At 66.7% G+C, this 26,002-nt stretch carries 29 protein-coding genes; 24 read left to right on the forward strand and 5 right to left on the reverse strand.

Going from position 1 to position 26,002, the window contains the following annotated elements; genetic code table 11:
• Positions 1 to 11 precede the first annotated feature (11 nt).
• From prfB to ftsX, 5 genes are all read left to right on the forward strand, one after another.
• Positions 12 to 1,130, forward strand: coding sequence for a peptide chain release factor 2 (gene prfB, locus OHS03_RS21365; RefSeq protein ID WP_328656516.1), 1,119 nt, complete (start codon positions 12 to 14; stop codon positions 1,128 to 1,130).
• A 128-nt stretch (positions 1,131 to 1,258) separates the two neighbouring features.
• The gene (locus tag OHS03_RS21370) at positions 1,259 to 2,125 is read left to right on the forward strand and encodes a mechanosensitive ion channel family protein (RefSeq protein WP_328656518.1); all 867 of its coding nucleotides are present in this window, start codon (positions 1,259 to 1,261) and stop codon (positions 2,123 to 2,125) included.
• Complete coding sequence (locus OHS03_RS21375; RefSeq protein ID WP_328656520.1) at positions 2,103 to 2,267, forward strand: Rv3103c transmembrane domain-containing protein; 165 nt, start codon at positions 2,103 to 2,105, stop codon at positions 2,265 to 2,267. The genes OHS03_RS21370 and OHS03_RS21375 overlap by 23 nt, the downstream gene beginning before the upstream one ends.
• A 54-nt stretch (positions 2,268 to 2,321) precedes the next feature.
• On the forward strand, positions 2,322 to 3,011 hold the full coding sequence (gene ftsE / locus OHS03_RS21380) for a cell division ATP-binding protein FtsE (protein WP_056812609.1): 690 nt from the start codon (positions 2,322 to 2,324) through the stop codon (positions 3,009 to 3,011).
• Positions 3,011 to 3,913 carry a permease-like cell division protein FtsX gene (gene ftsX, locus OHS03_RS21385; protein ID WP_056812613.1) on the forward strand — a complete coding sequence of 301 codons (903 nt, stop codon included), beginning with the start codon at positions 3,011 to 3,013 and terminating at the stop codon, positions 3,911 to 3,913. The genes ftsE and ftsX overlap by 1 nt, the downstream gene beginning before the upstream one ends.
• Positions 3,914 to 3,945: 32 nt before the next feature.
• Here the strand turns inward: ftsX and OHS03_RS21390 are convergent, their stop codons facing one another.
• Positions 3,946 to 4,326 (reverse strand): MerR family transcriptional regulator, encoded by a 381-nt coding sequence (locus OHS03_RS21390; protein WP_328656522.1) that lies wholly within the window; start codon positions 4,324 to 4,326, stop codon positions 3,946 to 3,948.
• A gap of 60 nt (positions 4,327 to 4,386) precedes the next feature.
• Here OHS03_RS21390 and OHS03_RS21395 point away from each other — a divergent pair, with 60 nt between their 5' ends.
• The 3 genes from OHS03_RS21395 (at position 4,387) to OHS03_RS21405 (ending at position 8,084) form a co-directional block, all read left to right on the forward strand.
• Positions 4,387 to 5,148: an alpha/beta fold hydrolase gene (locus OHS03_RS21395; RefSeq protein ID WP_328656523.1), complete on the forward strand. Its 762-nt coding sequence runs from the start codon at positions 4,387 to 4,389 to the stop codon at positions 5,146 to 5,148.
• A gap of 296 nt (positions 5,149 to 5,444) precedes the next feature.
• The gene (locus OHS03_RS21400; protein WP_063005553.1) at positions 5,445 to 6,839 is read left to right on the forward strand and encodes an acyl-CoA dehydrogenase family protein; all 1,395 of its coding nucleotides are present in this window, start codon (positions 5,445 to 5,447) and stop codon (positions 6,837 to 6,839) included.
• A gap of 30 nt (positions 6,840 to 6,869) precedes the next feature.
• A complete protein-coding gene (locus OHS03_RS21405; RefSeq protein WP_301902675.1) occupies positions 6,870 to 8,084 on the forward strand; it encodes an acyl-CoA dehydrogenase family protein in 1,215 nt (404 codons plus the stop codon).
• A gap of 93 nt (positions 8,085 to 8,177) precedes the next feature.
• Here OHS03_RS21405 and OHS03_RS21410 read toward each other — a convergent pair whose 3' ends face one another.
• Positions 8,178 to 8,660: a tyrosine-type recombinase/integrase gene (locus tag OHS03_RS21410; RefSeq protein ID WP_328656526.1), complete on the reverse strand. Its 483-nt coding sequence runs from the start codon at positions 8,658 to 8,660 to the stop codon at positions 8,178 to 8,180.
• A 285-nt stretch (positions 8,661 to 8,945) separates the two neighbouring features.
• Between OHS03_RS21410 and OHS03_RS21415 the strand changes: the two genes are divergently transcribed.
• Positions 8,946 to 9,251 carry a hypothetical protein gene (locus tag OHS03_RS21415; protein ID WP_328656529.1) on the forward strand — a complete coding sequence of 102 codons (306 nt, stop codon included), beginning with the start codon at positions 8,946 to 8,948 and terminating at the stop codon, positions 9,249 to 9,251.
• A gap of 198 nt (positions 9,252 to 9,449) precedes the next feature.
• Here the strand turns inward: OHS03_RS21415 and OHS03_RS21420 are convergent, their stop codons facing one another.
• Positions 9,450 to 10,265, reverse strand: a complete 816-nt coding sequence (locus tag OHS03_RS21420) for a hypothetical protein (RefSeq protein ID WP_328656530.1) — start codon at positions 10,263 to 10,265, stop codon at positions 9,450 to 9,452.
• A 202-nt stretch (positions 10,266 to 10,467) separates the two neighbouring features.
• Here OHS03_RS21420 and OHS03_RS21425 point away from each other — a divergent pair, with 202 nt between their 5' ends.
• The 4 genes from OHS03_RS21425 to OHS03_RS21440 all read left to right on the forward strand — a co-directional run bounded on the left by OHS03_RS21425 (position 10,468) and on the right by OHS03_RS21440 (position 13,637).
• Positions 10,468 to 10,929 carry a hypothetical protein gene (locus tag OHS03_RS21425; protein ID WP_328656531.1) on the forward strand — a complete coding sequence of 154 codons (462 nt, stop codon included), beginning with the start codon at positions 10,468 to 10,470 and terminating at the stop codon, positions 10,927 to 10,929.
• Between the two features lie 334 nt (positions 10,930 to 11,263).
• The gene (locus OHS03_RS21430) at positions 11,264 to 11,386 is read left to right on the forward strand and encodes a hypothetical protein (RefSeq protein ID WP_328664534.1); all 123 of its coding nucleotides are present in this window, start codon (positions 11,264 to 11,266) and stop codon (positions 11,384 to 11,386) included.
• A 315-nt stretch (positions 11,387 to 11,701) separates the two neighbouring features.
• Positions 11,702 to 12,478 carry a DUF1206 domain-containing protein gene (locus OHS03_RS21435; protein ID WP_062983780.1) on the forward strand — a complete coding sequence of 259 codons (777 nt, stop codon included), beginning with the start codon at positions 11,702 to 11,704 and terminating at the stop codon, positions 12,476 to 12,478.
• A 145-nt stretch (positions 12,479 to 12,623) separates the two neighbouring features.
• On the forward strand, positions 12,624 to 13,637 hold the full coding sequence (locus tag OHS03_RS21440) for a TIGR03617 family F420-dependent LLM class oxidoreductase (RefSeq protein ID WP_328656533.1): 1,014 nt from the start codon (positions 12,624 to 12,626) through the stop codon (positions 13,635 to 13,637).
• Between the two features lie 19 nt (positions 13,638 to 13,656).
• On the opposite strand, the gene OHS03_RS21445 is transcribed toward OHS03_RS21440, so the two are convergent.
• A complete protein-coding gene (locus OHS03_RS21445; protein ID WP_328656535.1) occupies positions 13,657 to 14,619 on the reverse strand; it encodes a DUF5996 family protein in 963 nt (320 codons plus the stop codon).
• 215 nt (positions 14,620 to 14,834) lie between these two features.
• On the opposite strand from OHS03_RS21445, the gene OHS03_RS21450 reads away from it, so the two are divergent.
• The 11 genes from OHS03_RS21450 to OHS03_RS21500 all read left to right on the forward strand — a co-directional run bounded on the left by OHS03_RS21450 (position 14,835) and on the right by OHS03_RS21500 (position 25,729).
• A complete protein-coding gene (locus OHS03_RS21450; RefSeq protein ID WP_328656537.1) occupies positions 14,835 to 15,818 on the forward strand; it encodes an AurF N-oxygenase family protein in 984 nt (327 codons plus the stop codon).
• 73 nt (positions 15,819 to 15,891) lie between these two features.
• Positions 15,892 to 16,194, forward strand: a complete 303-nt coding sequence (locus OHS03_RS21455) for a type II toxin-antitoxin system Phd/YefM family antitoxin (RefSeq protein ID WP_062983772.1) — start codon at positions 15,892 to 15,894, stop codon at positions 16,192 to 16,194.
• Entirely contained in the window at positions 16,191 to 16,568 is a 378-nt protein-coding gene (locus tag OHS03_RS21460; protein WP_056812679.1) for a PIN domain-containing protein, read from the forward strand. The genes OHS03_RS21455 and OHS03_RS21460 overlap by 4 nt, the downstream gene beginning before the upstream one ends.
• Positions 16,569 to 16,695: 127 nt before the next feature.
• A complete protein-coding gene (locus OHS03_RS21465) occupies positions 16,696 to 17,328 on the forward strand; it encodes a hypothetical protein (protein WP_328656539.1) in 633 nt (210 codons plus the stop codon).
• A gap of 98 nt (positions 17,329 to 17,426) precedes the next feature.
• Positions 17,427 to 17,921, forward strand: coding sequence for an ArsR/SmtB family transcription factor (locus tag OHS03_RS21470; protein ID WP_056815846.1), 495 nt, complete (start codon positions 17,427 to 17,429; stop codon positions 17,919 to 17,921).
• 101 nt (positions 17,922 to 18,022) lie between these two features.
• Positions 18,023 to 19,651 carry an acyl-CoA synthetase gene (locus OHS03_RS21475; RefSeq protein WP_328656541.1) on the forward strand — a complete coding sequence of 543 codons (1,629 nt, stop codon included), beginning with the start codon at positions 18,023 to 18,025 and terminating at the stop codon, positions 19,649 to 19,651.
• Positions 19,652 to 19,777: 126 nt separating this feature from the next.
• Entirely contained in the window at positions 19,778 to 21,436 is a 1,659-nt protein-coding gene (locus tag OHS03_RS21480) for an acyl-CoA synthetase (RefSeq protein WP_328656543.1), read from the forward strand.
• Positions 21,437 to 21,491: 55 nt separating this feature from the next.
• Positions 21,492 to 22,052 (forward strand): hypothetical protein, encoded by a 561-nt coding sequence (locus OHS03_RS21485; protein ID WP_328656545.1) that lies wholly within the window; start codon positions 21,492 to 21,494, stop codon positions 22,050 to 22,052.
• Positions 22,053 to 22,252: 200 nt separating this feature from the next.
• The gene (locus OHS03_RS21490) at positions 22,253 to 23,713 is read left to right on the forward strand and encodes a PepSY-associated TM helix domain-containing protein (RefSeq protein WP_328656547.1); all 1,461 of its coding nucleotides are present in this window, start codon (positions 22,253 to 22,255) and stop codon (positions 23,711 to 23,713) included.
• 65 nt (positions 23,714 to 23,778) lie between these two features.
• Positions 23,779 to 24,111: a hypothetical protein gene (locus OHS03_RS21495; RefSeq protein WP_131817111.1), complete on the forward strand. Its 333-nt coding sequence runs from the start codon at positions 23,779 to 23,781 to the stop codon at positions 24,109 to 24,111.
• Positions 24,112 to 24,148: 37 nt separating this feature from the next.
• Entirely contained in the window at positions 24,149 to 25,729 is a 1,581-nt protein-coding gene (locus OHS03_RS21500; RefSeq protein ID WP_328656549.1) for an alkaline phosphatase D family protein, read from the forward strand.
• A 17-nt stretch (positions 25,730 to 25,746) separates the two neighbouring features.
• On the opposite strand, the gene OHS03_RS21505 is transcribed toward OHS03_RS21500, so the two are convergent.
• Entirely contained in the window at positions 25,747 to 25,995 is a 249-nt protein-coding gene (locus OHS03_RS21505; RefSeq protein ID WP_328656551.1) for a hypothetical protein, read from the reverse strand.
• Between the last annotated feature and the right edge of the window lie 7 nt (positions 25,996 to 26,002).

The following is a 26,002-nucleotide window of genomic DNA, read 5'->3' on the forward strand; positions in this document are numbered from 1 at the left end:
CCTAGGAAATCGTGCATCCTGACGTTATCGCCGACCTCGCAGAACTCGACACCACGCTCAAGACGGTCGAGTCGGTCCTCGATGTCGAGGAGCTACGCCGCCGCATCGACGAACTCGAGCACCAGGCCGCCGATCCCGAGCTGTGGAACAACCAGGAACACGCCCAGCAGGTGACCAGTGAGCTGTCACACGCGCAGAGCGAACTGCGCCGCGTGGAGGACCTACGCCAGCGCTTAGAGGATCTGCCGGTGCTGTACGAACTGGCCGAGGCCGAAGAAGACGCGGCCGCCGTCGAAGCCACCGCCGATGCCGATGCCGAGCGCGCCGCACTGCGCGTCGACGTCGAGGCGATGGAGGTGCGCACCCTGCTCTCGGGCGAGTACGACAAGCGCGACGCGCTGGTCAACATCCGTTCCGGCGCCGGCGGCGTCGACGCCGCCGACTGGGCGATGATGCTGATGCGCATGTACATCCGCTGGGCCGAGCGGCACAAGTTCCCCGTCGAGGTCTACGACACCTCCTACGCCGAAGAGGCGGGCCTCAAGAGCGCCACCTTCGCGGTGAAGGCGCCCTACGCCTACGGCACCCTGTCGGTGGAGATGGGCACGCACCGCCTGGTCCGGATCAGCCCGTTCGACAACCAGGGCCGCCGCCAGACCTCCTTCGCCGAGGTCGAGGTCCTGCCCGTCGTGGAGACGACCGACCACATCGAGATCCCCGAGGGCGAGATCCGGGTCGACGTGTACCGCTCGTCGGGCCCCGGCGGCCAGTCGGTCAATACCACCGACTCCGCGGTGCGCCTGACCCACATCCCCACCGGCATCGTCGTCACCTGCCAGAACGAGAAGTCGCAGCTGCAGAACAAGATCTCGGCCATGCGCGTGCTGCAGGCCAAGCTGCTCGAGCGCAAGCGCCAGGAGGAGCGCGCCACGATGGACGCGCTCAAGACCAACGAGGGCGCCTCGTGGGGCAACCAGATGCGCTCGTACGTGCTGCACCCGTACCAGATGGTCAAGGACCTGCGCACCAACCACGAAGTCAACAACCCCACCGCGGTGCTCGACGGTGACATCGACGGGTTCATCGAATCCGGAATCCGTTGGCGGATGCGCGATCAGGACGACGCGTAGCCAGCGATTCGCTCACAAACCGTGCGCTTCAGCACGTTTGACCGCACGCCGTGACCGACCTGTAACCTTTCTGGTGTGCGTTCGACCGAACCGAAACTGTGCCTGTGCAGGTCCATGAAGGAGACGCGATGACCGACGTCCTCGCGGCCAGCAGCGGACCCGAGATCAGCGACTGGATGCGTTCCAGCGGACTCGAAATCGTTCTGCTGATCGTCGGCGCGATGCTGTTCGGCAGATTCGCGGCGTTCCTACGCGACCGGGTGACCACCAAGATCGACTCGGGCTTCCAGACCAGCGATGCCCTGGTGCGCACCGAAGCGGCCAAGCATCGCCACGCGCTGGCCCAGGTGGTCACGTGGGTGGTGCTGACCATCGTGTACGTGCTGGTCGGTATGGAGGTGCTACGCAGGCTGGGCTTCGCGGTGACCGGACTGGTCGCGCCCGCGGCGGTGCTCGGTGCCGCGCTCGGTTTCGGCGCGCAGCGCATCGTCCAGGACATCCTGGCCGGGTTCTTCCTGATCACCGAGCGCCAGTACGGCTTCGGTGACGTGGTGCAGATCTCGGTCACCGGCTCCGCCGAGGTGGCCGAGGGCACCGTCGAGGACGTGACCCTGCGCATCACCACGCTGCGTAATTCCGACGGCGAGGTGATCATCGTCCCCAACGGGCAGATCGTGAAAGTCACCAACCTGTCCAAGGACTGGGCGCGCGCCGCGATCGACGTCCCGGTATCCGCGCAGGCCGACATCACCAAGATCAACGAGATCCTGCACGCGGTCTGCACCAAGGCCTACGAGGATCGTCGCCTCAAACCGCTTCTGCTCGACGAGCCGTCGGTGATGGGTGTCGAGGATCTCTCGCTCGAGGTGATGAACATCCGGATGGTTGCCCGCACATTGCCAGGCAAACAATTCGAAGTGGGTCGCGAACTGCGCGTACGCGTCGCCGCGGCCCTGCGTAAGGAAGGAATCAGTGAAACCAGTGAAACCACGTAAGTCCACAGCGATCCTGATGGCGGCGTGGCTGTCGACGTTCGTCGTGTATCTGTTCGTCAAGCCCACCGATACCACGGCCGAGGGCCCGACGACGTTCCTCAATGCCGTCCCGACCTGGGTGAATTCCGAACCCGAGCGCTGATCGGCGCGTCGCGTCCGGCCGGGACGCCCCCATCGCTGGTTACACTGGCTCCCCGTGATCACCATGCGCAACGTCAGCAAGTCGTACCCGACCTCGACGCGACCGGCGCTGGACAATGTTTCCGTCGATGTGGAAAAAGGCGAGTTCGTCTTCCTCATCGGCCCGTCCGGTTCGGGCAAGTCGACTTTCATGCGACTGCTGCTCAAGGAAGAGGCGCCGACATCGGGCGAGATCCGGGTCGCCGACTTCCGGGTCGACAAGTTGCCGGGGCGCAAGGTGCCCAAGTTGCGGCAGCGGATCGGCTGCGTGTTCCAGGATTTCCGGCTGCTGCAGCAGAAGACCGTGGAACAGAACGTCGCGTTCGCGCTGGAGGTGATCGGCAAGCGACGTCAGTTCATCGAACGGACGGTGCCCGAGGTGCTCGACATGGTCGGGCTCGGCGGTAAGGGGCAGCGCTTGCCCTCGGAGCTGTCCGGCGGTGAGCAGCAGCGGGTCGCGATCGCTCGCGCGTTCGTCAACCGGCCGCTGGTCCTGCTCGCCGACGAGCCGACCGGCAACCTCGACCCCGACACCAGCGCCGACATCATGGCCCTGCTGGAACGGATCAATCGCGTCGGCACCACGGTGCTGATGGCCACCCACGACAACCACATCGTCGACGCCATGCGAAGGCGGGTGGTCGAACTGGACCACGGCAGACTCGTGCGTGACGAAGCGACCGGCGTCTACGGGGTGGGTCGATAATGCGACTGAGTTTCCTGTTCACCGAAATCGTCGACGGCCTGCGCCGCAATCTCACGATGACCATCGCGATGATCCTGACCACGGCGGTGTCGCTGATGATGCTCGGCGGCGGCATGCTGTCGGTGCGGATGGCCGACAAGACCGAGAACTTCTTCATCGGCCGCCTCGAGGTGCGCTTCTACCTCGACGACGCGGTCTCCGACACCGATCCCGACTGCGCCGCCGACCCGTGCAAGTCGCTGCTCGCCGACCTCAAGCAGACCTCGGGCGTGGAGAGCGTGCAGTTCCTCAACCGCGCCGACGCCTTGGAAGAGGCGAAGAAGCTGTTCGCGGACCAGCCCGAGATGGTGCAGTACATCTCCGACTCACCGCTGCCCGCCTCGTTGCGGGTGAAGATGACCGACGCCGATCAGTACCAGCACATCTACGACAGCTTCGCGACCCGGCCGGGTGTGCGAATCGTGGCCAATGACAAGGAGTTCGTCGACCGGCTGACCAGCCTGTTCGACGGATTACGCAATGCCGCGTTCGGTTTGGCGCTGGTGATGGCGCTGGCCGCGATGCTGCTGGTGTTGAACATGGTGCAGATCGCCGCGTTCACGCGACGCACGGAGGTCGGCATCATGCGACTGGTCGGCGCGACCCGCTGGTATACCCAGCTACCGTTCCTCCTCGAAGCGGTCGCGGCCGCCTTCGTCGGCTCGGTACTCGCGGTTCTCGGCCTGGTCATCGCCCGGCCGCTGGTGATCGACCGGGCGCTGGGGCCGCTGTTCGACAGCAATGTCTTCCCGCGCATCACCGGCGACGACATCGCGGTGGTGGCCTTGACGATCGCCCCCGTCGGCATCGTGTTCGCCGCCGTCACCGCCTACCTCACTCTGCGCTACTACGTGCGCGAATAGAGCCTGTGCGCGGGACGGCCGATGCGCGGGTGCTACGTCAGGTCCGGCAGCGGCTGTCCCCCCGCATGGGCGAGGCTCGCGCCGAGTTGAGCGGCGAGTTCGGATCTCTGGCGGTCCAGGTCGGCGATGCGCCGTTCCAGTTCGGCGGTTCGCTCGGCCATGATTCGCACCGACATCTCACAGGCTTGCACCGGCCCCGCCTCCTCGGCGCACGGCATGAGCAGGGCGATGTCATCGGTGTTCAGTCCCGCGGCCAGCAGTTCCCTGATCCGGGCGACCGTGGCCACCGCCGACGCGGGGTAGCTGCGGTACCCGTTGCCGTCGCGGCGAGGGTGCAGCAGACCTTGCTCCTCGTAGTAGCGCAGCAGCCGGGTGGCAACCCCGGTGCGTCGCGCCAATTCACCGATCAGCATGTGATCACCGGCATCTTCGGCTTGACCTTCACACCCATGTCAATCCCTAACGTCGCTGCCATGAACACGATTCCCCTGCACACCACCGTCCACGGCTCCGGTCCCGGCATCGTCCTCGCGCACGGCGCGGGCGGCGGAATCGAGAGCAATTTCGGCACCGTGATTCCCACGCTCGCCGCGGCGCACACCGTGGTCGCGTCGGACTACCCGGGCGACGAAACCCCGTTGGATCTCGACGGCCTCGCCGATGCCCTGGTGGCGGCAGCCGTCGACGCGGGTGTCGAGACCTTCACTATCGTCGGTTTCTCGCTCGGCACCGCGGTGGCCGTGCGCGCCGCCGCGCGCCACCCCGACCGCGTCACCGGCCTGCTGCTCACCGCGGGCCTGGCCGCTCCCGACAATCGCGCCCGGCTGGCCGTGCGGGCCTGGCAGGACCTGCTCGAGCGCGGCGACCACGAATCCTTCGCCCGGCTCACCGTGCTCACCGGCTTTTCCACCGGCTTTGTCAACAATCTGCCCGCGGCCACCGTCGACGACATCGTTCGTCAGACCGCCGCCTCGATTCCCGGCGGCACCCGCCAGCAGGCGGTGCTGGTCGAGTCGGTCGACACCACCGCCGACCTCGCCGCCATCGCGGTGCCCACCCTTGTCGTGGCCACCACCGCCGACCTGCTGGTCGATCCGGCGAACTCGCGGACGCTGGCCGCCGCGATCCCCGGCGCCGAATACGCGGAGATCGACGCCGGCCATGTCGTCATGGTCGAGCGCCCCGACGAATGGGAGAAACTCCTGACCGGTTTCCTCGACCGGCACGGTCTCTAGATCTCCGCGACGACCAGGACCGGACGCTCCCGCACACACACGACGACGGTGGCCGCGGCGACGGCAGGCAATCTCATGACACATAACGAATCGGGATCGACCGCAGCCATGAGTCTGGCCAGAAACGGCGACAACGGCGGCTGATCAGGGTAAGACCAGTCCAGACGCCGACCCGCGTGACAGAAACCGGCATTTCCACCTCGGGTCGGCACACTTCTTACTCCAGAGTAAGATAGTCTTACCGAAGAGTAAGATGGTGGGGTCGAAGGCACCCCGACAGCCGAGGAAATCAGGTGATGATGAGCACTCGAGACAGCGCGACGAAGCGACGTCCGAACGACACGTCCGCGGTCGGCCTCAGCCAGCCCAAACGGGACTGGATGGGCGCCGCGATGCGCGCTTTGACGACCATTACCGGGTCGGAGCTCGCGGAGAAGTACAACCTGCGCAAGCCGATCGAGCGAGTCACCTACGAGGGCACCAAGACCGGGTTCCGCACCCTGGGCGCGGCCACTCGGACCTTCGCGAAGGTGGCGGGCAGCGGTGAGCCCAAGCGTCTGGTCGACAACGAGGCCAAGACCAAGGGCTACTTCGATCTCACCCCGACCGACGAGCAGCAGATGATCGTCGAGACGGTGCGTGACTTCGCGGGCGAGATCCTGCGCCCCGCGGCCTACGACGCCGACAATGCCGCCAAGGCCCCGCGCGACCTGCTCGAGCGCGCCGCCGAACTCGGCATCACCCTGATCAACGTCCCCGAGGAGTTGGAAGGCGCGGCTTCCGAGCGCGGCGCCGTCACCAACTCCCTGGTGGCCGAGGCTCTCGCGCACGGCGACATGGGTCTGGCGCTGCCGATTCTGGCGCCCAGCGGCGTCACCGTCGCGCTCTCGCAGTGGGGCACCGACGCGCAGCAGCAGACCTACCTGCCCGCCTTCACCGGCGACGCGGTGCCGCAGGCGTCCGTGGTGATCAACGAGCCGCGCGCGCTGTTCGACCCCTTCGCCCTCCAGACCAAGGCCGTTCGCTCCCCCAGCGGCTACAAGCTCACCGGCGTGAAGAGCCTGGTCCCGGCCGCCGCCGATGCCGAGCTGTTCATCGTGGCGGCCGAACTCGACGGGCGCCCCGCGCTGTTCATCGTCGAGTCCGACACCGCCGGGCTGTCCGTGGAAGCCGATCCGAGCATGGGCCTGCGCGCCGCGGGCCTGGGTCGACTGATCCTGGACAACGTGGCCGTCGGCGCCGATGCCGTGCTCGGCGACAGTGACGCCAAGACCCGCGCCGCCGAATACGGCGACGCGGTGCAGCTCGCCCGGCTGGGTTGGGCCTCGCTGGCCATCGGCACCGGTCAGGCCGTGCTCGACTACGTGATCCCGTATGTGAACGAGCGCGAAGCGTTCGGCGAGCCGATCTCGCACCGTCAGGCGGTGGCCTTCATGGTCGCCAACATGGCGATCGAGCTCGACGGACTGCGTCTGGTGACCCTGCGTGGCGCCTCGCGCGCGGAACAGGGCCTGTCGTTCGCCCGTGAGGCGGCGCTGGCGCGCAAGCTGGCCACCGACAAGGGCATGCAGATCGGCCTGGACGGCGTGCAGCTGCTCGGCGGTCACGGCTTCACCAAGGAACACCCGGTCGAGCGGTGGTACCGCGACCTTCGTTCCGTCGGTGTCGCCGAAGGCATCGTGCTGGTCTAGGCCCGTTTCTCACCTTCCAGGAGCCCCCCAATGATCAATCTCGAACTCCCCAAGAAGCTGAAGGCGAGCGCCAACCAGGCCCACCAGGTCGCCTCGCAGATCTTCCGTCCCATTTCCCGCAAGTACGACCTCGCCGAGCACGAGTACCCGGTCGAGCTCGACACGATGGCCGCCATGATCGAAGGGCTCGCCGACTCCGGCACCCAGAAGATCGGTGGCGCCGCGGGCGGCCGTAACGACGAGGCCGACGCGGATCTGACCGCGAATGCCAACGGCGGCAACATGTCCGCGCTGCTCAACTCGCTCGAGACCTCGTGGGGCGATGTCGGCCTGATGCTCACCATCCCCTACCAGGGACTGGGCAATGCCGCGATCGCTGCGGTGGCGACCGACGAGCAGCTCTCGCGTTTCGGCAAGGTGTGGGCCGCGATGGCGATCACTGAGCCGTCCTTCGGTTCCGACTCCGCCGCCGTCACCACCACCGCTGTGCTCGACGGCGACGAGTGGGTGCTCAACGGCGAGAAGATCTTCGTGACCTGCGGTCAGCGCGCCACCCACATCGTGGTGTGGGCCTCGGTCGACAAGAGCCTCGGTCGCGCCGCGATCAAGTCCTTCGTCGTCCCGCGTGACGCTCCGGGTCTGTCGGTGGCGCGGCTCGAGCACAAGCTCGGCATCAAGGCCTCCGACACCGCGGTGCTGCTGCTGCAGGACTGCCGCATCCCCGCCGACAACATTCTCGGGTCGCCGGAAGTCAACGTGGAGAAGGGTTTCGCCGGGGTCATGCAGACCTTCGACAACACCCGTCCCCTCGTGGCGGCGATGGCCGTCGGCGTCACCCGCGCAGCGCTCGAGGAACTCCGTAGCGTCCTCACCGAGGCGGGTGTCGAGATCTCCTACGACACTCCCGCGATGAACCAGTCCGCCGCGGCCGCCGAATTCCTGCGCATGGAAGCCGACTACGAAGCGGCCTACCTGCTCTCCCTGCGCGCCGCCTGGATGGCCGACAACAAGAAGCCGAACTCGCTCGAGGCCTCGATGTCCAAGGCCAAGGCGGGGCGCACCGGCACCGATGTCACCCTCAAGGCAGTGGAACTGGCCGGCTCCATCGGCTACTCCCAGCGCACCCTGCTCGAGAAGTGGGCCCGCGACTCGAAGATCCTCGACATCTTCGAAGGCACCCAGCAGATCCAGCAACTGATCGTGGCTCGCCGCGTGCTCGGAAAGACCAGCTCCGAGCTGAAGTGACCTGGTAGACAACGGAATCCGGTGCGAGTCGACTTGCTGACTCGCACCGGATTTCTGTTTTCCGGAAGCCTTCCGATTCGGGCTCATGGTCTCTCAGGCCGCTTCCAGGCCGTTCTCGGTGGGTAGCTCCCAGATGTGGGCCGACTCGTCGACGGCCTGGCGGGCGCGCTCGTGGCTGGACGAGAGCAGGTGCGTGTACACCCGAAGCGTGAAGCCGCGGTCTTCGTGGCCGAGGTAGTCGGCGAGCTCCTTGACCGAGACACCGCGCGAGAGCAGTTTCGAGGCGTAGAGGTGACGCAAGCCCGAGTGCATCCCGTCCGCACGGTTCACGTACTCGAGGTCCGCTTTGCCGAACGCAGGCTTCCACACGATCTTGCTGAACAGATCGCCGCTCATCGCCTCCCCCTTGTCGTTGGTGGTCAGCAATGGCACCGTCACCATCTCGCCATCGGCAGTGCCCCATGGCAACGTGACCGGCTGGGCGGGAAAGGTCTTCAGGTGGTCGTCGATCGCCTCGAGCAGAGCCGTGGACAGTGGCACGTAACGGGTCTTCTCTCGCTTCGGAAGCGCGAACATGAGCGCGCACCTTTGACGTACTTCACCTGACGCTGGACATGCACCGTCATGGCTTCCCGGTCGATATCGGCCGGCGACAGACCCAACAGCTCGCCCTGTCGAAGACCCAGCCCGACCCCGATCGGGATCACGATGGAATAGCGCTCGTCGATCTTCGCCCGTCCCGAGCACACCTGTGAAACGCGATCATTTTGCCAGACAACGACTTTCGGACTCCTGCGTACCGGCCGACGAATCGTCTTGGCATGGCAGGGGCTGGTCCGGATCAGTCGGTCATCGACCGCGGTGTCCAGCACGCCGACGACGATGTCGAACAACACTGCCTATCCGCCATCCAAGGACTCGCTCGAGCGAATCGTCGATGCCGACGGTGGGCGGGACGAAGCAGAGAATTCGTACTACGAAGCGTGTGCTGACCCTGACTACGTTCGTCAGGAGACGATGCAGCGTCGGTTCCGCGGCCACATGGAGAAAACCGACCTGTTCGGCCGGGGGATGCGCTACCGCGCTCGCTATGTGGACCCTGATGGTGCGGAGTCGGGGAACGTGACGATCCAATTGGTCTTCGATGCTTCGTCGTCCGCCACTTGATCAGTATGGCGGCACTGGCACTGGTGGCATTCTGGACCACCCGTCACCGGCATGACAGCGCCTCCGCCGCAGCGTCGGCCTGGGCCGCGCCGCCGAGCGCTCAGCGGCATTGCCGGATGTCTCGGGCCGCAGCACATTCCGCACCGCGCAGTTGCGTGCCCAGCGGCAATCGCGGGACCTCCTGAACCCCAGATGGTTTCACTCGTACGTGGGAAGTCGTGGTTCCGCGTCGGGTGAGAGCCGTTCGATACCGGGAGCGTCGATCGGCCCGGGGCGAGTGATGACCAAACGGCCGATGGCGTCCAGCCACGCGTCTTCGGGTGAAAGCGGTTCGCTGCCGGGAGGATAGATCGGCTCCGGGCGAGTTCCGAACAAGTAGTCGCGGAAGGCTCGCAGGTACTCGTCCAAGTCCCGCTGATCGGCGAACCTGGTTTCGGTCGGGTCGAACCACTCGTCCGGTGTCGGGTGCCACGCGATCACAAAGTCGAGCGCTTCGCGCACCAGGTCCCCATAGGTCGAATCCTTGGCGCATACCTCGCGCAACGCCGGGGCGCTCGAACGCATTTCGCGGCCGTGCTCTGCCCGGTGCATGTTCACCAGCGGCCACAGCAGGTCCTCGATATGCGGGATTTCGTCCCACCACGTGGCATCAGAACCCAGGGTCTCACTAGCGCGCTTCGGGGGCGATGGTGTGACAGGTGTCGGATAGTCGCGGGGCGCACCTCTTCGGTCGATGCTGCGGGTCGGTCCGGTCTCGAGGTTCGCGGGTGGATACCACACACCGCGCCACACCGAGACGCCGAGATAGCGGCGACTCACCGGAAGTGGCTCGGCCAGTGAAATGTCCACGGTAATTCGGCGCACGGGCGGCAACGGTCGGTCGCGGTCCAGATCCGCCACCATCGACAAGCAATCCCGCACATCGAAACCGGACACACCGACGCGCTGCCAGAACCAACTGTCGGACCCCTCCTGCGCGTCGAATTCGATCCAGAACCGCCGCAAAGTGGTCATCTGCGGGCTCCTCTCACCGGCACCGATGTCGAACGCCGACCCCGATGATCCCAAAGCTGATCAGCATCCACCACTCGATATTCGGCAGTTGAGTACATCTCGTCGGGTGGTGCCGCAGCCCTCGGGATCGCGCGGGTCGCGGCATGAGCGGACATTCGGTGCAGTAGGCCAGTCCACCTCGCGCGGTCCCTATGATGGCGTCGTGTTCATCGCAGGCATCGGACCGTTCACAGCTCGACCAGGGCCCGAAGGCGAGAGCATCTGGTCTCCACCGGCCGCGATCAGCAGCAGCCTGTTCGACGATCCGGTCGAGGTGAATGTACTTCTCCCAGAGGGGCGGTCCGCCGATTCGGCGCTCATCGCGACGGTGCTGGGCGACATGGACCACTACCTGCTAGTCGGCCTGCGATTCCTTCACACCGAGCTGATCGCCGACCCCGCGTCCTTCGGTTCGACACCCGCGGGCGTGCGTCGATTCGAGCGGTTCGATCCCACGACATTCCCGGTCGACCGCCCCCAGCTCAACTTTTACGACGGAATCGAATGGCTCCTGCGCTTCGCCGAGGGCGGGTTGCCGATCTGCGAACCCTACGGCGTGGCAGTGGTTTTCGTGAACCATGAACCTGTCCGGGTCGAGGATCTGCGCGACTCGACACCGATCTGAGCGGTTGCCATAGTCCGCCGCTGCGCTCACACGCCCGCTTCGAGGTCGCCGTTCACCTTTGCGCATGCGCACGAAGACGCCCCTGTGTCATGAAGGTTGCGCTGTGCCGTCAAGGCGCTGACATCGGCATGAGCTGACGTTCGATTGCCTGACGCTGCCGTCCGCGTGGCGTCGCCTACCCCACGCGGACGGCAGTGCACCAATCCGCCAGCTACTGCTCCTCGGCGTCGTCGACCTCGTCCAGGCCGTGGGTAGGCCGTCGGAGGTCAGAAACGGCCCAGTATTGGCGAGAACTAGCAAGCACATAAGGAACAGCTCAGAGCCACTTTTCAGGGTGTTTCGCCAGAGCGCCGGATTCACCCCGCAAGATCTCGACATCTTCGAAGGCACCCAGCAGATCCAGCAGCTGATCGTGGCTCGCCGCGTGCTCGGAAAAACCAGCTCCGAGCTGAAGTGACCTGGTAGACAACAACAAATCCGGTGCGAGTCGACAGCTGACCCGCACCGAATTTTCTGTTTTCGACGCATTCGCTTGCCCGGCAGCAGATCTCGTCGCATGCAACTTCTCTTCATGGTGTTTGAACCTCACGGTGCGGGCATTACCGCAGGGGAAGAGATAGGGAACATCATGAGCGTATTTCGCAGTGCGAACAGATATCGGCGACGTGATCGGGTCCGAACCGACCGGCGCGGATGGCGGTCGGGCCGGAACCGGGGCTGGGGCCGCCGGTCCTATGAACGGGCGCCGCGCAGGTCCGCCAGTTCCGGCGGAGTGGAAGCAGTCGCCCGTTTCGGTTTCGTAGCGCGTGGCGTCGCCTACGTCGTGATCGGCATTCTCGCTTTCATGCTGGCGATCGGAACGGCCGAGCACGAGCCGGATGCCGGTGGGGCGCTGGCCGCGATCGCCGCGAAGCCGCTGGGTTACCTGCTGCTGTGGATTCTCGTGTTCGGCTTCGCCGCGCTGGCCGTGTGGCGCGCGGTGCAGGTGGCCGGTGCGGGGCGGACCTATTCGGGCGGACACCGCGCCTATGCCGTGATCTCCGGGATCGTCTATGCCCTGGCCTTCTGGGGCACCCTGCGGTTCGTGATGCACGGGCGCACGCCGACGCCGAGCGACGCGGTCGCCCGCGATCTGACCGGGCGCATCCTGAGCTGGGACGGCGGCCAGGTGGTCGTGCTGCTGATCGGCATCGCCATCCTGGCCTTCGGTATCTGGCAGACGGTGCGCGGTCTGCGCCTCGACTTCGCCGAGGACCTTCGGATGGGCTGGATGACGCACGGTATGCGGGAGGCCGCGATCTGGCTGGGCCGGATCGGCTATCTCGCTCGGGGCGCGATCGTGATCAGCATCGGTTTCGCCGCCATGGTCGCAGCGGTCAACTACGACGCCGCGGCCGCCAAGGGTATCGACGCGGTACTGCACGATTTCGCCGGAAATCCCTTCGGCCCTTGGCTGCTCATGCTGATCGCGCTCGGCCTCATCGCCTTCGGTGGGCTGTCCTTTCTCGAGGCCAAGCACCGCAGGACCTACGGCGGCGTCCCGGTCTGACCCGCGGACCCGTTCGAATCCCATCCTCGGCGTTTGCCGGATCAGCCCGGATCGGCTCTGTGCAGCGATACGGTGATGGTCGAATCGTCGCGCGCTGTCACCGACTCCGCGCGACGGCAGACGACGGTGATGGGATTCGTGCGTTTTGAAGATCGACACAACGCTGACCGGCGGGCTCGCCACGATGGGCAAGGACGCCGCCGCCGCGGAGGCCGCGGGCTACGCGGGCATCTGGACGTTCGAAGGGGCCCACGACCCGTTCCTGCCGCTACTGCTCGCCGCCGAGCACACGGAGCGGGTCGAGCTGGGCACCTCGATCGCGGTGGCGTTCGCCCGCAATCCACTGTTGCTGGCCACCATCGCCTGGGATCTGCAGGCCTACTCCCGCGGCCGGTTCGTTCTCGGCCTCGGCAGCCAGATCCGCGCGCACATCACCCGGCGCTACTCGATGCCGTGGAGCCGACCGGCCGACCGGATGCGCGACATGGTGATGGCGGTGCGCGCGATCTGGGCGAGCTGGGAGCAGGGCGGGCGACTCGATTACCAGGGAGAGTTCTATCAGCACACCCTGATGCCGCCGCTGTTCCGCCCCGCGGCGGCCGAGGTCGCCGGGTTCGGCCCGCCGCCGATCTATCTCGCGGGCGTGGGACCGGGGATGACCGCCGTCGCGGGAGAGGTCGCCGACGGATTCATGTCGCACCCGTTCTGCACGCCGAGATTTCTGCGTGAGGTGACCCTGCCCGCCCTGGAGCGGGGCGCGGAGCGCGCGCGGAAACCCGCAGACGACATCGTGATCCACCATTCGGCGATGGTCGCGGCGGGCCGGTCCGCGAGCGAACTCACTGCGGCGAGGCAGGCCATCCGAAAGCAGCTCGCCTTCTACGGATCGACACCGGCCTACTGGCCGATTCTCGAACTCCACGATCGGGCCGAACTCGGACCCCGGCTCACAGAGATGTCCAAGAGCGGGGAATGGGATCGGATGGCCGAGCTCATCGACGACGATTTCCTCGACGCCGTCGCGATCACGGCCACCGACCCCGCCCGCGCGGCGGCGCAACTGCACGAGCGCTACGACGGAATCGTCGGGCGGCTCGGCTTCAATACGCCCTATCGGGTCGACCCCACGTTGCTGACCGAACTGTTGCGGGAGTTCTGATTTCGCGCCGACCCTGTGCTCAGAACTCGGTCGTGTCGGCGAGGTGGAGTCGGCGGTCGAGGCGGTGCGGGTCGACTTCTAGGTGGGGCCGGTCCCAGTCGGCCAGATCCGCGGCGGCGGCGTAGGTGGTCTCGAGGAAGTTCAGGAGGGTGGCGTCGGGGTCGGCGGAAGTTCGGACCGATTCGTAGGGGAGGACGAATTCGCCGAGGGTGGTGTCCCAGCTGGCGCCGTCAGGGCCTGCGGGACGGGCGGCGTAGCCGTCGGGAGCGGGGTAGGAATAGGCGTAGAAGGTGCCCTCGGTGCCGCCGGGCCAAAAGCCTGCGCTGGCGCATTCGCGGGAGTACGCCTCTTCCATCACCCAATCGGCGCAGTTCGGGGCGCCGCCGGGGTGCGTGGGCGCGAGACGCCCTGAGAAGCGGGTGCAGGCCAGGTCGAAGGAACCCCAGAAGAATTGCACCGGACTGGATTTCCCGGCGAAACCGGCACGCCAGAGCTGGAATACCCGCTCGATCTGGACGAGCTGTTGCCAGAACAGGTGGACGGCGTCCGCGTCGTAGGACTGGTGGTCGGTGTCCTCGGCGAACGGGATGGCCGGATCCACCTCGTTCGGCGACGCCTCGATGTCGACCACGACGTCGAGCCGACCGAGCACGTGGCCGAGCTCGGCGTAGAAGTCGGCGACCGTGCGCGGGCGCAGGGCGATCGCGGCGCGGCGGCCGTCGCTGCTGCGCAGCACGAGTTCGTGGTCGACGAAGTCGAATTCGATATCGAGCAGGCGACCGTCGACGGGAATCGCACCGGTCGCCATTCCGCGCGCGCTCACCGCGAACGTGACATTCCACCAGTGATTGACCAGCGGTGTCCCCGCCATTTTCAGCTTGCCGATGATCTGCGACCACATGTGCAGGGTGTCGCGGGTATCGGACCAGGAATCGACGAGCAGAGTCGGCCAGACGGCCTCGGCGGGAGTGGAAGGAGCCATCGGATTCCTCGCTCTCTCGGTGCGCGACCGACAGGGTCGCGCCCATTCACAGCCAGGTGCGCTGGCTGACCGGTCAACCGTGTCCTGCGACGTTTCATCCTACGTCGGCGCAGGTAGATCGTGTCGCAAGGACGAACCCGACCGGCGGCGGGGTTGTGTGGGACTCCGAGTCTCATATAACGTAGGGGTGCGCCACACCGAAGGAGACACCGCTGATGCTGTCGACAATCAAGAACACCACCACCGATCCCGAGTACCACGAGATCCTGCGCAACCTGTCCGAAGGTTCGGTCAACCGGCACTTCGACCCCTACGTCGACATCGACTGGGAATCGCCCGAGTTCGCCGTGCACAGCGACGACCCGCGCTGGATCATGCCCGACGAGGACCCGCTCGGCCGTCACCCCTGGTACAAGGCCCAGCCGATCGAGAAGCAGATCGCCATCGGCATGTGGCGCCAGGCCGGTATCGCCAAGGTCGGCCTGGATTTCGAGCAGTTGCTGATCCGTGGGCTGATGCAGTACCTGGTGTCGGTCCCCAACGGTGACCCCGAATTCCGGTACATCACGCACGAGGCTGCCGAAGAGTGCAACCACACGATGATGTTCCAGGAAATGATCAACCGCATCGGCTATCGCGACGTGGTCGGCATGGGCACCATCGATCGCAAGCTGACGATGGCCATCTGGCCCGCGGTGAAGTACTTCCCCGAGCTGTTCTTCACGATGATCCTCGGCGGCGAGGAGCCGATCGACCACCTGCAGAAGTCGCTGCTGCGCGCGGGCGTCGACCTGCATCCGATGGTCCAGCGGGTGATGCAGATCCACGTGGCCGAGGAAGCCCGGCACATCTCGTTCGCCCACGAATACCTGCGCCGGAACGTGCCCGGCATGAACCCGATCACGAAATCGGTGCTCTCCGTGGCTTTCCCGATCGCCATGCGAGTGATGCTCGACATGATCATGACGCCGCCGAAGGAATTCGTCGAGAAGTTCGACATTCCGGCGGAGGTCATGCGGGAGGCGTACTGGAGCAGCAAGGAATCGCAGACCACGATGCGCAATATCTTCGGTGACGTGCGCGCCCTCGCGACCAACAGCGGCCTGATGAACCCGGTCGCCAAGCTCACCTGGCGCCTGCTCGGCATCGACGGCCCGGTGACCCGCTACCGCAGCGAACCGGCTCGCAAAGTCGCCTGAGTGATCGAGTGAGTACGACGGCCCCTTGCGGCGAAATCATCGATCGGCTGTACACCGCCATGTACAGTTGACTATGGCCGATTACGATAGCGTGCCCCTGACCGAGTTACGTGGTCAGCTGGGCAGTGTTTTCGACGGGGTGTCCGCGAGCGGACGGCCGGTGATCGTGACGCGGGAGGGGAAAGAATTGGTCGCGGTGGTACCTGCTGGGGTGTTGCGGCACGGGGCGTTGCCCCCCGCGTACTTCAACGATGATCTCCGCGAACAGATCCTGGGCAAGCTCGACGCCAGGATCACCCAGCATTCCGCGGAGGACATCGCCGAGGCACAAGCCAAACTGAGCAAGCTGATGGGCGCGCTGGACAGTCAGCAGTGAGCGTCGCCGATCACACCGCGCTCACCTCGCTGGCCTTGTCGCCGCTGTTCGGGCAGGTGATCATGCGCCAGTTCACCCAGCAGCGCCGAATCCTGGTGGTGCCCACCGTGAGCCTGATGGCCGCGATGCGCGCCGTCGACAACATCGACGAACTCGGGCGCCTGCTCGACAATCGCGTCGCCGTGCGCTGGGCCGAGCTCGACGCGCCCACCGCCATTCGCATCGGCACCACGGTGCCGATCGTCGACGACCACCTCGACTGGCCGCTGATCGCGCCCGTGGTGTTCACCGCGCAGAATCTGGACATGCCGATCCTCACCGCGAAACCCGAGCTGTATCGCGGTTACAAAGTAGAGATCGCGAACATGCCATAGCCCATTCCAGAGGTCCTGAATTCAGCTTTCCCGGGGTAGTGACGGAGCCCACACCCGCTGTCGGTACGGTGCACAGCGGACGAATTACCAGGGAAAGCTGCACCAGAACACTCGAGGAGAGCTGGTTATGCATCATCTGAGTTTCATGCGTCGCTTCACCACCGCGGTAGCCGTCACGTCGGCCGCCGTCGCCGTCGTCTTCGCGGGCCCCGCGGTCGCGGAACCGAAGCCACAGACTGTCGATGTGGCCTCGGCCGTCTCGCAGCTGCGCACCTCGGTGGCGAACAATCCGGGCGCACTCGCCGCCCTCGACCAGCTCACCGCAAAGGGCAAGGTCGACGTCGCACTGCCCGCGCAGCCGTTCCAGATTCCCGCGACCTCCGATGTCGGCCAGAACGGCAGCGGACCCGGGGTGTACGGCTCGGGCATCGCCCTCGATATCGACGGCTTCCGCTTCGGCTTCTTCGGCGGGCCGGGCACCATCTCGCCCAATCAGGGTGCCGCCAAGCTCGAGGTCATGTGGCTGAATCTGTCCAACGGGCAGAGCGGCACCGCGGTCCTGACCGAACACCAGGACGTGCCAGTAGACACCACCATCCGCACCGCACCGCTGAACACCGGCGGCGGGCTCATCGTGGCCGCGGTCTACGGCAACCTGTGGCACCGCTGGCCCGTGCCCGTCGACGAGGCGCACCCGGACGGGTTCGCCTACCAGCTCGGCACGATCCAGCAGCCCTCGTTCGGCGCTGTCACGCGTTGACTCTGGTCCACTCGCACCCCGGGCCCACTCGGTCCCGGGGTGCGTTGTCGTTTCGATGATGCAGCGCAACAGCTTCGGTGTGGCGTAGGTTGACCGACGTGGAGGATCTGGTCGACCGACTCGAAGAACTGGAACGCCGTGTTGCCGCGCTGGAGAGCGTGCGGCCCGAGGACGCGCAGCTGCCGTGGGCGGTGGCACGCCTGCGGCAGGAATTCGCCGATGCGGGCAAACGCACCGGCGGTGTGCTGCTGGCGGGTGCTCTGCAACTGCCAACCGGCGAGCGATTCGATTGGCAAGCGCAGTACCCCACCGACGCCATCGTCGGTGACGTCTGGACCATCGAGGCGGCCAATTGCCTTGCCGCACTTGCCGATCCGGTTCGATTGCGGCTGCTTCAGGAAATCGTCTACGGACGCAGAACCGCCGCCGATCTCGCCGCCATCGCGGAATTGGGCACTTCGCCCGAGATCTACCAGCACCTGCGCCAGCTGGCCGCCGTCGGCTGGTTGCAGACCGCGGGCTTGGGCCGTTTCGAGGTGCCGGAGGGCAGGCTCGTCCCGCTCCTCGCGGTGCTGGCGGCGGCCCAGCGCTGATCTTGTGGAGATGTCCCAATTGCCCGGTTAGACTACTGTGACGCAAGGCACATCGACTGCTACGGTGAGCGTCGAGTGATCACATCAGCGGAGGTAGTCGAGTGAACGTGTCACATCTGCTCGAAAGCGTGAAGGCGCTCGGCGTGCTGCGCGCGCGGGGGGTCTCCGACCCCAAGACGCCGCTCGAGACACTGCGGACGATGAAGGAATCCAAGATCTACGGCCCGCAGGCCACCCTCGTGCGCCATTCGGCCCGGATCGCCCCCGATCAGGTGGCCCTCGTGGACGAGCGCGGTGAGCTCACCTACCGCGAACTCGACCAGCAGTCCACCGCCATCGCCCGCGGCCTGCGCGAAAAGGGCATCAGCGAGGGCACGGTCATCGCCGTGCTGGCCCGCGACCACCGCGGCCTGATCATGTCGATGATCGCGGCGGGCAAGCTGGGTGCGCGGATCGCGCTGATGAACACCGGCTTCGCCAAGCCGCAGTTCGCCGAGGTATGCGAACGCGAGAACGTGCGTGCGGTGCTGCACGACAGCGAGTTCCTCGGCCTGCTCGACGCCTTACCCGACGATCTACCGCGCTATCTCACCTGGGTCGACGAAGGCACCGAGCTTCCTTCTGGTGCGACGACATTCGACGACCTCATCGCAGGAAATTCCACCGATGATCTGCCCGCGCCGAGCAAGCCGGGCGGCTTCATCATCCTCACCAGCGGCACGACCGGCCTGCCGAAGGGCGCACCGCGCACCAAGGTCACGCCGATGGCCACCGCCCAGTTCGTCGACCGCATACCCTTCCCCCGGCGGGGCACGGCGATGATCGTGTCGCCGATCTTCCACAGCACGGGCCTGGGCACCTGGCTGGTCAACACGATCCTGTCGAACAAGATCGTCATGCGCCGTCGATTCGACGCCGAGGCCACCCTCGCCGCGATCGCCGAGCACAAGGTCGAGATGCTCGTCTGCGTGCCGACGATGCTGCACCGGATGACCGAGCTGCCGCCGGAGGTCCACGCGAAATACGATCTGTCGTCGCTGAAGGTGATCCTGTTCGCCGGTTCCGCGCTCACCCCCGAGCTGTGTATCCGCGCCACCGAGGTCTTCGGACCGGTGCTCTACAACCTCTACGGGTCGACCGAGGTGGCTATCGCGACCATCGCGAACCCGGCCGAGCTGGCGGAAGCGCCGGGCACGGTCGGCCGGTCGCCGATCACCTGCGAGGTCCGCCTCTACGACGATCAGGACCAGCCGGTCCGCACACCCGGCACCCGCGCCCGGATCTTCGTGCGCAGTGGCGCGCCGTTCGAGGGCTACACCGACGGCAGGCACAAGCAGATCATCGACGGTTTCATGTCCAGCGGCGACATGGGCCATTTCACCGACTCCGGGCTGCTCATGGTCGACGGCCGCGACGACGACATGATCGTCTCCGGTGGCGAGAACGTGTACCCGCAGGAAGTCGAGAACCTGCTGGTCGAGCGGCCCGAGATCTTCGATGTGGCGGTGGTCGGCGTCGACGACCCGGAATTCGGAAAACGCTTGCGCGCCTTCGTCGTTCTCGAAGAAGGTCACACCGTCGAGGCAGCCGAACTCCAGGCGCACGTCAAGGCGAACCTGGCCAGGTTCAAGGTGCCGCGCGAGGTGGTCTTCCTCGACGAACTGCCCCGCAACGCCACCGGCAAGATCGTGCGCCGCACGCTCATCGACTATGAGGTCTCACAGGGATAGGCCCGCGCTACCACGGAGTAGACAGCACGGCCGGATCGCTTGCTAGTGTTAGCGACAGCACTGGATCTCGAAGACGCGGTCCGGCCTGCGGTTCTGCGTGGGCTCGGTCTGCCGGAAGGCTGTTCGATGTCTCTGTCTCTGCCCGCGCTAGGTTCCTCCGCCCGACGTGCCGGTGACTTCGCGCTCGGCGTCAAGGTCATGGTGGATCGCAAGCTGTTCAACCCGCTGCGCCTCGACCACGCCGCCCGTTCGTTCCGCAATGTCTCGAAGTTCGGCCCGTTCGCCGGCGTCGTCATGCATGCCGCGCAGAGCAGGCCGCAGGCGGGCGCGATCGTCGACGAACTGGGTGAGATCACCTTCGGCGAACTCGACGCACAGTCCAACGCTTTCGCCCGCGGCCTGCGCGCGAGCGGGATCAGCGAGGGCGACGTGATCGCCGTGCTGGCCCGCGACCATCGCGGCATGGTGTTGAGCCTGCTCGCGGCGGGCAAGCTCGGCGTGCGCGCGGTGCTGATGAACACCGGGTTCGCCAAGCCGCAGTTCGCCGACGTGGCCGCCCGCGAGAAGGTCAAGGCGGTGCTGCACGACAGCGAGTTCCTCGACCTGATGAGCGCCATCCCCACCGAGATCCCGCGCGTACTCACCTGGGTCGACGAAGCGCACGGCGCCGACCCGTCGATCCCGACCGTGGCCTCGCTGTCGGCGGACCGTTCGACGGCCGCGATCACCGCGCCGAGCAAGCCCGGCGGCATGGTGATCCTGACCAGCGGCACCACCGGCACCCCCAAGGGCGCACCGCGCGACAAGGTGAGCCCGTTCGCCTCGGCGCAGTTCGTGGATCGGGTGCCGCTGCCCAACAACGGCACCATGATCATGGCGGCCCCGATCTTCCACGGCACCGGCCTGTCGCAGTTCACCCTCGGGCTCGCCCTGGGTAACCGGGTCATCTTCCAGCAGCGCCGGTTCGATCCGGAGCAGACCCTGGCCAATGTGGTGAAGTACAAGGCGGATTCGCTGGTCGTGGTGCCCACGATGCTGCAGCGCATCCTCGATCTGGACGAGCAGGTCCTGGCGAAGTACGACCCGTCGACGATGAAGGTCATCTTCGCCGCGGGCTCGGCGATCGCGCCCGACGTGGTGACCCGCACACTCGACTACTTCGGTGATTCGCTCTACAACCTCTACGGCTCCACCGAATGCGCCGTGATGACCGTGGCCACCCCGGAGGATCTGCGCAAGGCGCCGACCACCGCGGGCAAGGCGCCGGTCGGCATCCGGATCGTGTTGCTCGACGAGAACCGCAAGCCGATCACCGCGCCGAATGTCACCGGCACGATCTTCGTCGACAACGGTTTCGCCTTCACCGGCTACACCGACGGGCGGACCAAGGAGATGGTCGACGGGATGATGTCCAGCGGCGACGTGGGTCATTTCGACGCCGACGGCCTGCTCTACATCGACGGCCGCGACGACGACATGATCGTTTCCGGCGGCGAGAACGTCTTCCCCCTCGAGGTGGAGAACCTCATCGCGGGTCGCGCCGACGTCTTCGAGGCGGCAGTGGTCGGCGTCGACGACCACGACTACGGCAAACGCCTGCGCGCGATCGTGGTGCCCGGCCCGGATTCCAAGCGTGACGCCAAGGAGATCAAGGACTACGTCCGCGAGAACCTGGCCCGCTACAAGGTGCCGCGCGAGGTGATCTTCGTCGACGAACTGCCCCGCAACGCGACCGGCAAGCTGCTGCGCAAGCCGCTCACCGACATGGCAGTCGACGCCGACTGAACTCGTTTCGACCGTCTGACCTGGGCCGGGTATCCCGGTCGACTACTATCAGCGCGTGATCATCGGGTTCGAGCGGGCGTCCGCGCCGTCGCGTGCTTTCGGCGCGCGGCTGCGCGGTGCCTGCGCGGGCTCGATGTCGGGTGCGCTGTCGCTGGCGGCGCACGGGGTTGCCGCCGGTGGGGCGCTGCCGGGTAGCACGGCGATCGTGTTGCTGGCGGCGGCCTCGGCGGTGGTCGGCGCGCTCGTCGCCGGGGTCGGGCCGCTGCGCGACGGTGCGCTCGGTCTGGCGGCGGTGTTGTTGGGCGGTCAGCTGATCGGCCACACCACGATGAGCTGGTCCGGGCACTCGCACTCGGCCGACGATTCCCTCGGCCTCGGCATGCTCACCGCCCACACCGTCGCGGCGCTGCTCGCCGCCGTCGTCATCGTCGGCGCCGAGGCCGCGTACCGGATCGGCAGTGCCGCCCTCGCGCGCATTCTGCCGCTGCGCTACCGCACTCCCCGCATCCCCGACCCGGCGCCGTTGCGCCTGGCCCACCGCGATCGCGTCGTCCTGCGAATCTTCGCCACGACCTCGCTGCGCACCCGCGCTCCCCCGCTCGCGATTCCTTTCTGACCTTTCCCTCACCCGGTGCACGCACTCGTCGTGCGCTGTCCGCGTATCGAACACGCGCCTCGTTGTCGACCCGATGTGCCGACGTCACCCGCTGAGCCAGATCTCTGGAGATGAGCGAAGCGGTCGACGTGCGGCGTCGGTCGGCCGCGTTCGCCCCGATCCGCGCGCACCGGATTCCAGTACTCCAGAAATGAATCAGCATGAGCATCACGGACACTCGTCCGGTCGAGGAGAATTCCCCCTCGGCACCACCGATCTCCGGTGACAGTCCGCGCTCCGGCGCACGCCGGGGCCGCCACCTCTATCCGCTGGCCATGCGCCTGCACTTCTACGCGGGGATCTTCGTCGCCCCGTTCATCCTGATCGCCGCGCTCACCGGCGCGCTGTACGCGATCGCGCCGACGATCGAAGGGTTCGTCTCGCGTGACCTGTTGACGGTCGAGACGACCGGTCCCGATCAGGCGCTGTCCGCCCAGGTCGGCGCGGCTGTCGCGGCCCGCCCTGACCTCACGCTGGTCGCCGTCGCTCCCGCCCCGAACGCGGGCGAGACCACTCGCGTCCTGTTCAACGATCCGACGCTCGGCGATTCCGAGCGGCTGTCGGTGTTCGTCGACCCGCACACCGCACAGCCGGTCGGCGAGTCCGTGGTCTACGGAAGCGGTGGCGCGCTGCCGCTGCGCACCTGGCTCAGCGAGTTCCATCGCAGCCTGCACCTGGGCGAACCCGGCAGGCTCTACAGCGAACTGGCCGCGTCGTGGCTGTGGGTGATCGCGCTGTTCGGGCTGGTGCTGTGGGTGCATCGGGTCCGTAAGCGGCGCGAGCGCGGATCCGCGCAGTGGTTGCTCAAGCCGGACCTTTCCCAGCCGAAGCGTCGAAAGATGAACTGGCACGGCGCGATCGGGGTCTGGATCCTGCCCGTGGCACTGCTGCTCTCCGCCACCGGCATGACCTGGTCGACCTATGCGGGCGAGAACGTCACGAAGCTGCGCGAAGAACTCAGCTGGACCACGCCCGCGGTGAGCGTCGCCCTGCCGGGCGCCGAGTCCGGTGCCGTGCCCGCGCCGAGCGAACATCACAGCGCTGGCCACACCGCACCCGCACCGGTCGACCCCGCGACTCAGATCGCACAACTCGACCGCGTCTACGAGGCGGCACGCGCCAACGGCATCACCCAGGGCGCCGAAATCGCCGTCCCGGCGACGCCCGCGAAGGCGTTCGGCGTCAAGGAACTGCGCCTGCCCGGCACCTATACGGTCGATTCGCTCGCCGTCGACGGGTCGACCGGCACGGTCACCGATCGACTGGCGTTCGCCGACTGGCCGCTGATGGCCAAACTCACCAACTGGGGCATCGCCTTTCACATGGGTCTGCTGCTCGGCGTGGCCAACCAACTGCTGCTGCTCGCGATCATGGGTGGCCTCGTCACCGTGATCGTGCTCGGCTACCGCATGTGGTGGCAGCGCCGACCCACCCGAAGGGCCGCCCTGCCCGTCCCGCCACGACGTGGAGTGCTGCGCCGCACGTCGCTGTGGATCACCGTTCCGCTGGCCGGCGTCGCGGTCGCCGTCGCGTGGTTCATCCCGCTCATCGGGGTGAGTCTGCTCGTCTTCGGGCTCATCGATATCGCCTTGGGGCTCGCCGCTCGCGCGGACAAGGTGTAACGCATGGCTAACTATCGAGGAAACATCCCATGTAACCCATGACACTCGATGATCGGAGCTCGTCTATGAGAACCTCAGCTCGCGCAGTGGCGATGTGCCTGGCCGCTCCCGCCGTCGCGATCGCCTTGTCCGGCGTCGCCGCGGGTACAGCCGCCGCTGATTCCGGCTGCCAGGGGTCGATGAACGGCCCGTGGGCGTTCAACGGTGGGTGTTACGGCGGCGAGGGCACCTACCGGCTCGAGGTCGATTGCATCGGATACAACATCGCGCCCTTCGCCGTCGGGCCGTACACGATCCGTCAGGACCTGCCCGTCGGTCAGGCAGGCACGGTGGCGTGCTTCGGACCGAACTGGTCCAGCGCGGGCTGGGCGGTGGGTTCGCGGATCTTCCGGCTCTGACACCGCACCGTTCGGACGGGGCACCTAGGATCCGATGATGCCGCTGTCCCGTCGACAACTCCTGCGCACCGGCGTGGCCGGATCGGTCGCGGCGCTGGTGGGGGTGTCGGCGGTGAGCAGCGCGAGGTTCGCCGCGCCACGGTGGCTCGGCGAACCGTTCTCCCTCGGGGTAGCTTCCGGCGAACCGACTCCGGACGGGGTGGTGTTGTGGACACGCCTGGCCCCCGATCCGCTCGCACCCGATGGGTACGGCGGGATGACGGTCGACCCGGTGACCGTCGACTACGAGGTCGCCGAGGACGAACAGTTCACCAATATCGTGGTCCGGGGTTCGGCGGTGGCCACCCGCGCACTGGGCCACAGCGTGCATCCCGAGGTTGCCGGGCTGGCGCCGGATCGCTGGTACTACTACCGATTCCGGGCCGGCTCGGCGATCTCCCCGATCGGCCGCACCCGCACCTCCCCGCCACCGAACAGCCGGACCGAGCGGCTCCGGTTCGCTTTCGCGTCGTGCCAGTCGTGGAGTTCGGGCTACTACACCGCCTATGAACACCTCAGCGCCGAAGATCTCGACCTCGTCGTCCATCTCGGCGACTACATCTACGAATCCTCCTGGGTACTGGCCCGGCGCGGTGCGCACATGCCGCCGCAACTCGCCGGCGAGGCAGTGGATCTGGCCGGCTACCGATTGCGCTACGCCCAAGCCAAAGGCGAAGCGCCGCTGCAGGCCGCGCACGCGGCGTTCCCCTGGCTGGTCACCCTCGACGATCACGAACTCGACAACAACTGGGCCGGTGACAGTCCCGGCCTCGGACTCGACGTGTACCGCGTCCCGGCGCTGTTCCGACGCCGCAAAGCCGCCGCCTTCCACGCCATGTACGAGCACCAGCCGATGCGCCTGGCCCAGCTCCCCTCCGGCCCGTCGATGCACCTGCACCGCCGCTACCGGTTCGGCGATCTGGCCGAGTTCACCATGATCGACACCCGGCAGTACCGAACCCCCCAGGCCTGCGGCGACGGCTCCGCGGTGATCGGCTGCGCCGAGCGGTTCGACACCGACCGCACCCTTCTCGGTGCGGCCCAACGTGATTGGCTCGTCGACGGCTTCGCCACCTCGACCGCGCGCTGGCAGGTACTCGGCAACCAGGTCGCCATGGCCCAGTCCGACTACGACCCCGGCCCCGACCTGCTCCTCGGCACGGATGCGTGGGACGGTTATGTCGCCGACCGCAATACCGTCCTGGCCGCGGCGGCTGACCACGCGGTCGACAATCTGGTCGTGATCACCGGCGACCGCCACGAGAACTACGTCGCCGACCTACGCCGTGACTACGCCGATCCCGAATCACCGGTCGTAGCAACCGAGTTCACCGGAACCTCGATCAGCACCGGCAGCGACGGCGCCGACCTCACCGACGGGGGGCGCGCGCTGCTCGCCGGCAATCCGGACCTGAAGTTCTACAACCGCCAGCGCGGCTATGTCCGCGTCGACCTCGATCATCGGCAGTGGCGCAACGACTTCCGCGTTGTCCCGTATGTCAGCCGACCGGGCGCGCCGATCAGCACGCGCGCGAGTTTCGTCGTCGAGAACGCCGTCCCCGGCGCGACCCCAGCGTGAGATCCGACGCACACGCGTCATGGATCCGGGGTGAATTCCTCCATGGTCATCGCCGTCACCTCGGGGACCTGCACCGGGCGCAGCAGCGCCCAGCCGATGAACACGACAGCGACCCCGAGCATGCCGAGGCCCGCCCACAGGTTCACATCGATCCCGCCGGTCTTGGCTTCCTGGGCCGCGCTGTCCTGCACCAGCGAGGTGATCACCAGGACCGCGCCGTAGCTGCCGAGTAGCGCACCGATGATGGTGCGGATATCGAAAAGCATTGTGCTG

This window comes from Nocardia salmonicida, from assembly GCF_036142455.1.
Taxonomy (GTDB): Bacteria; Actinomycetota; Actinomycetes; order Mycobacteriales; family Mycobacteriaceae; genus Nocardia; species Nocardia salmonicida.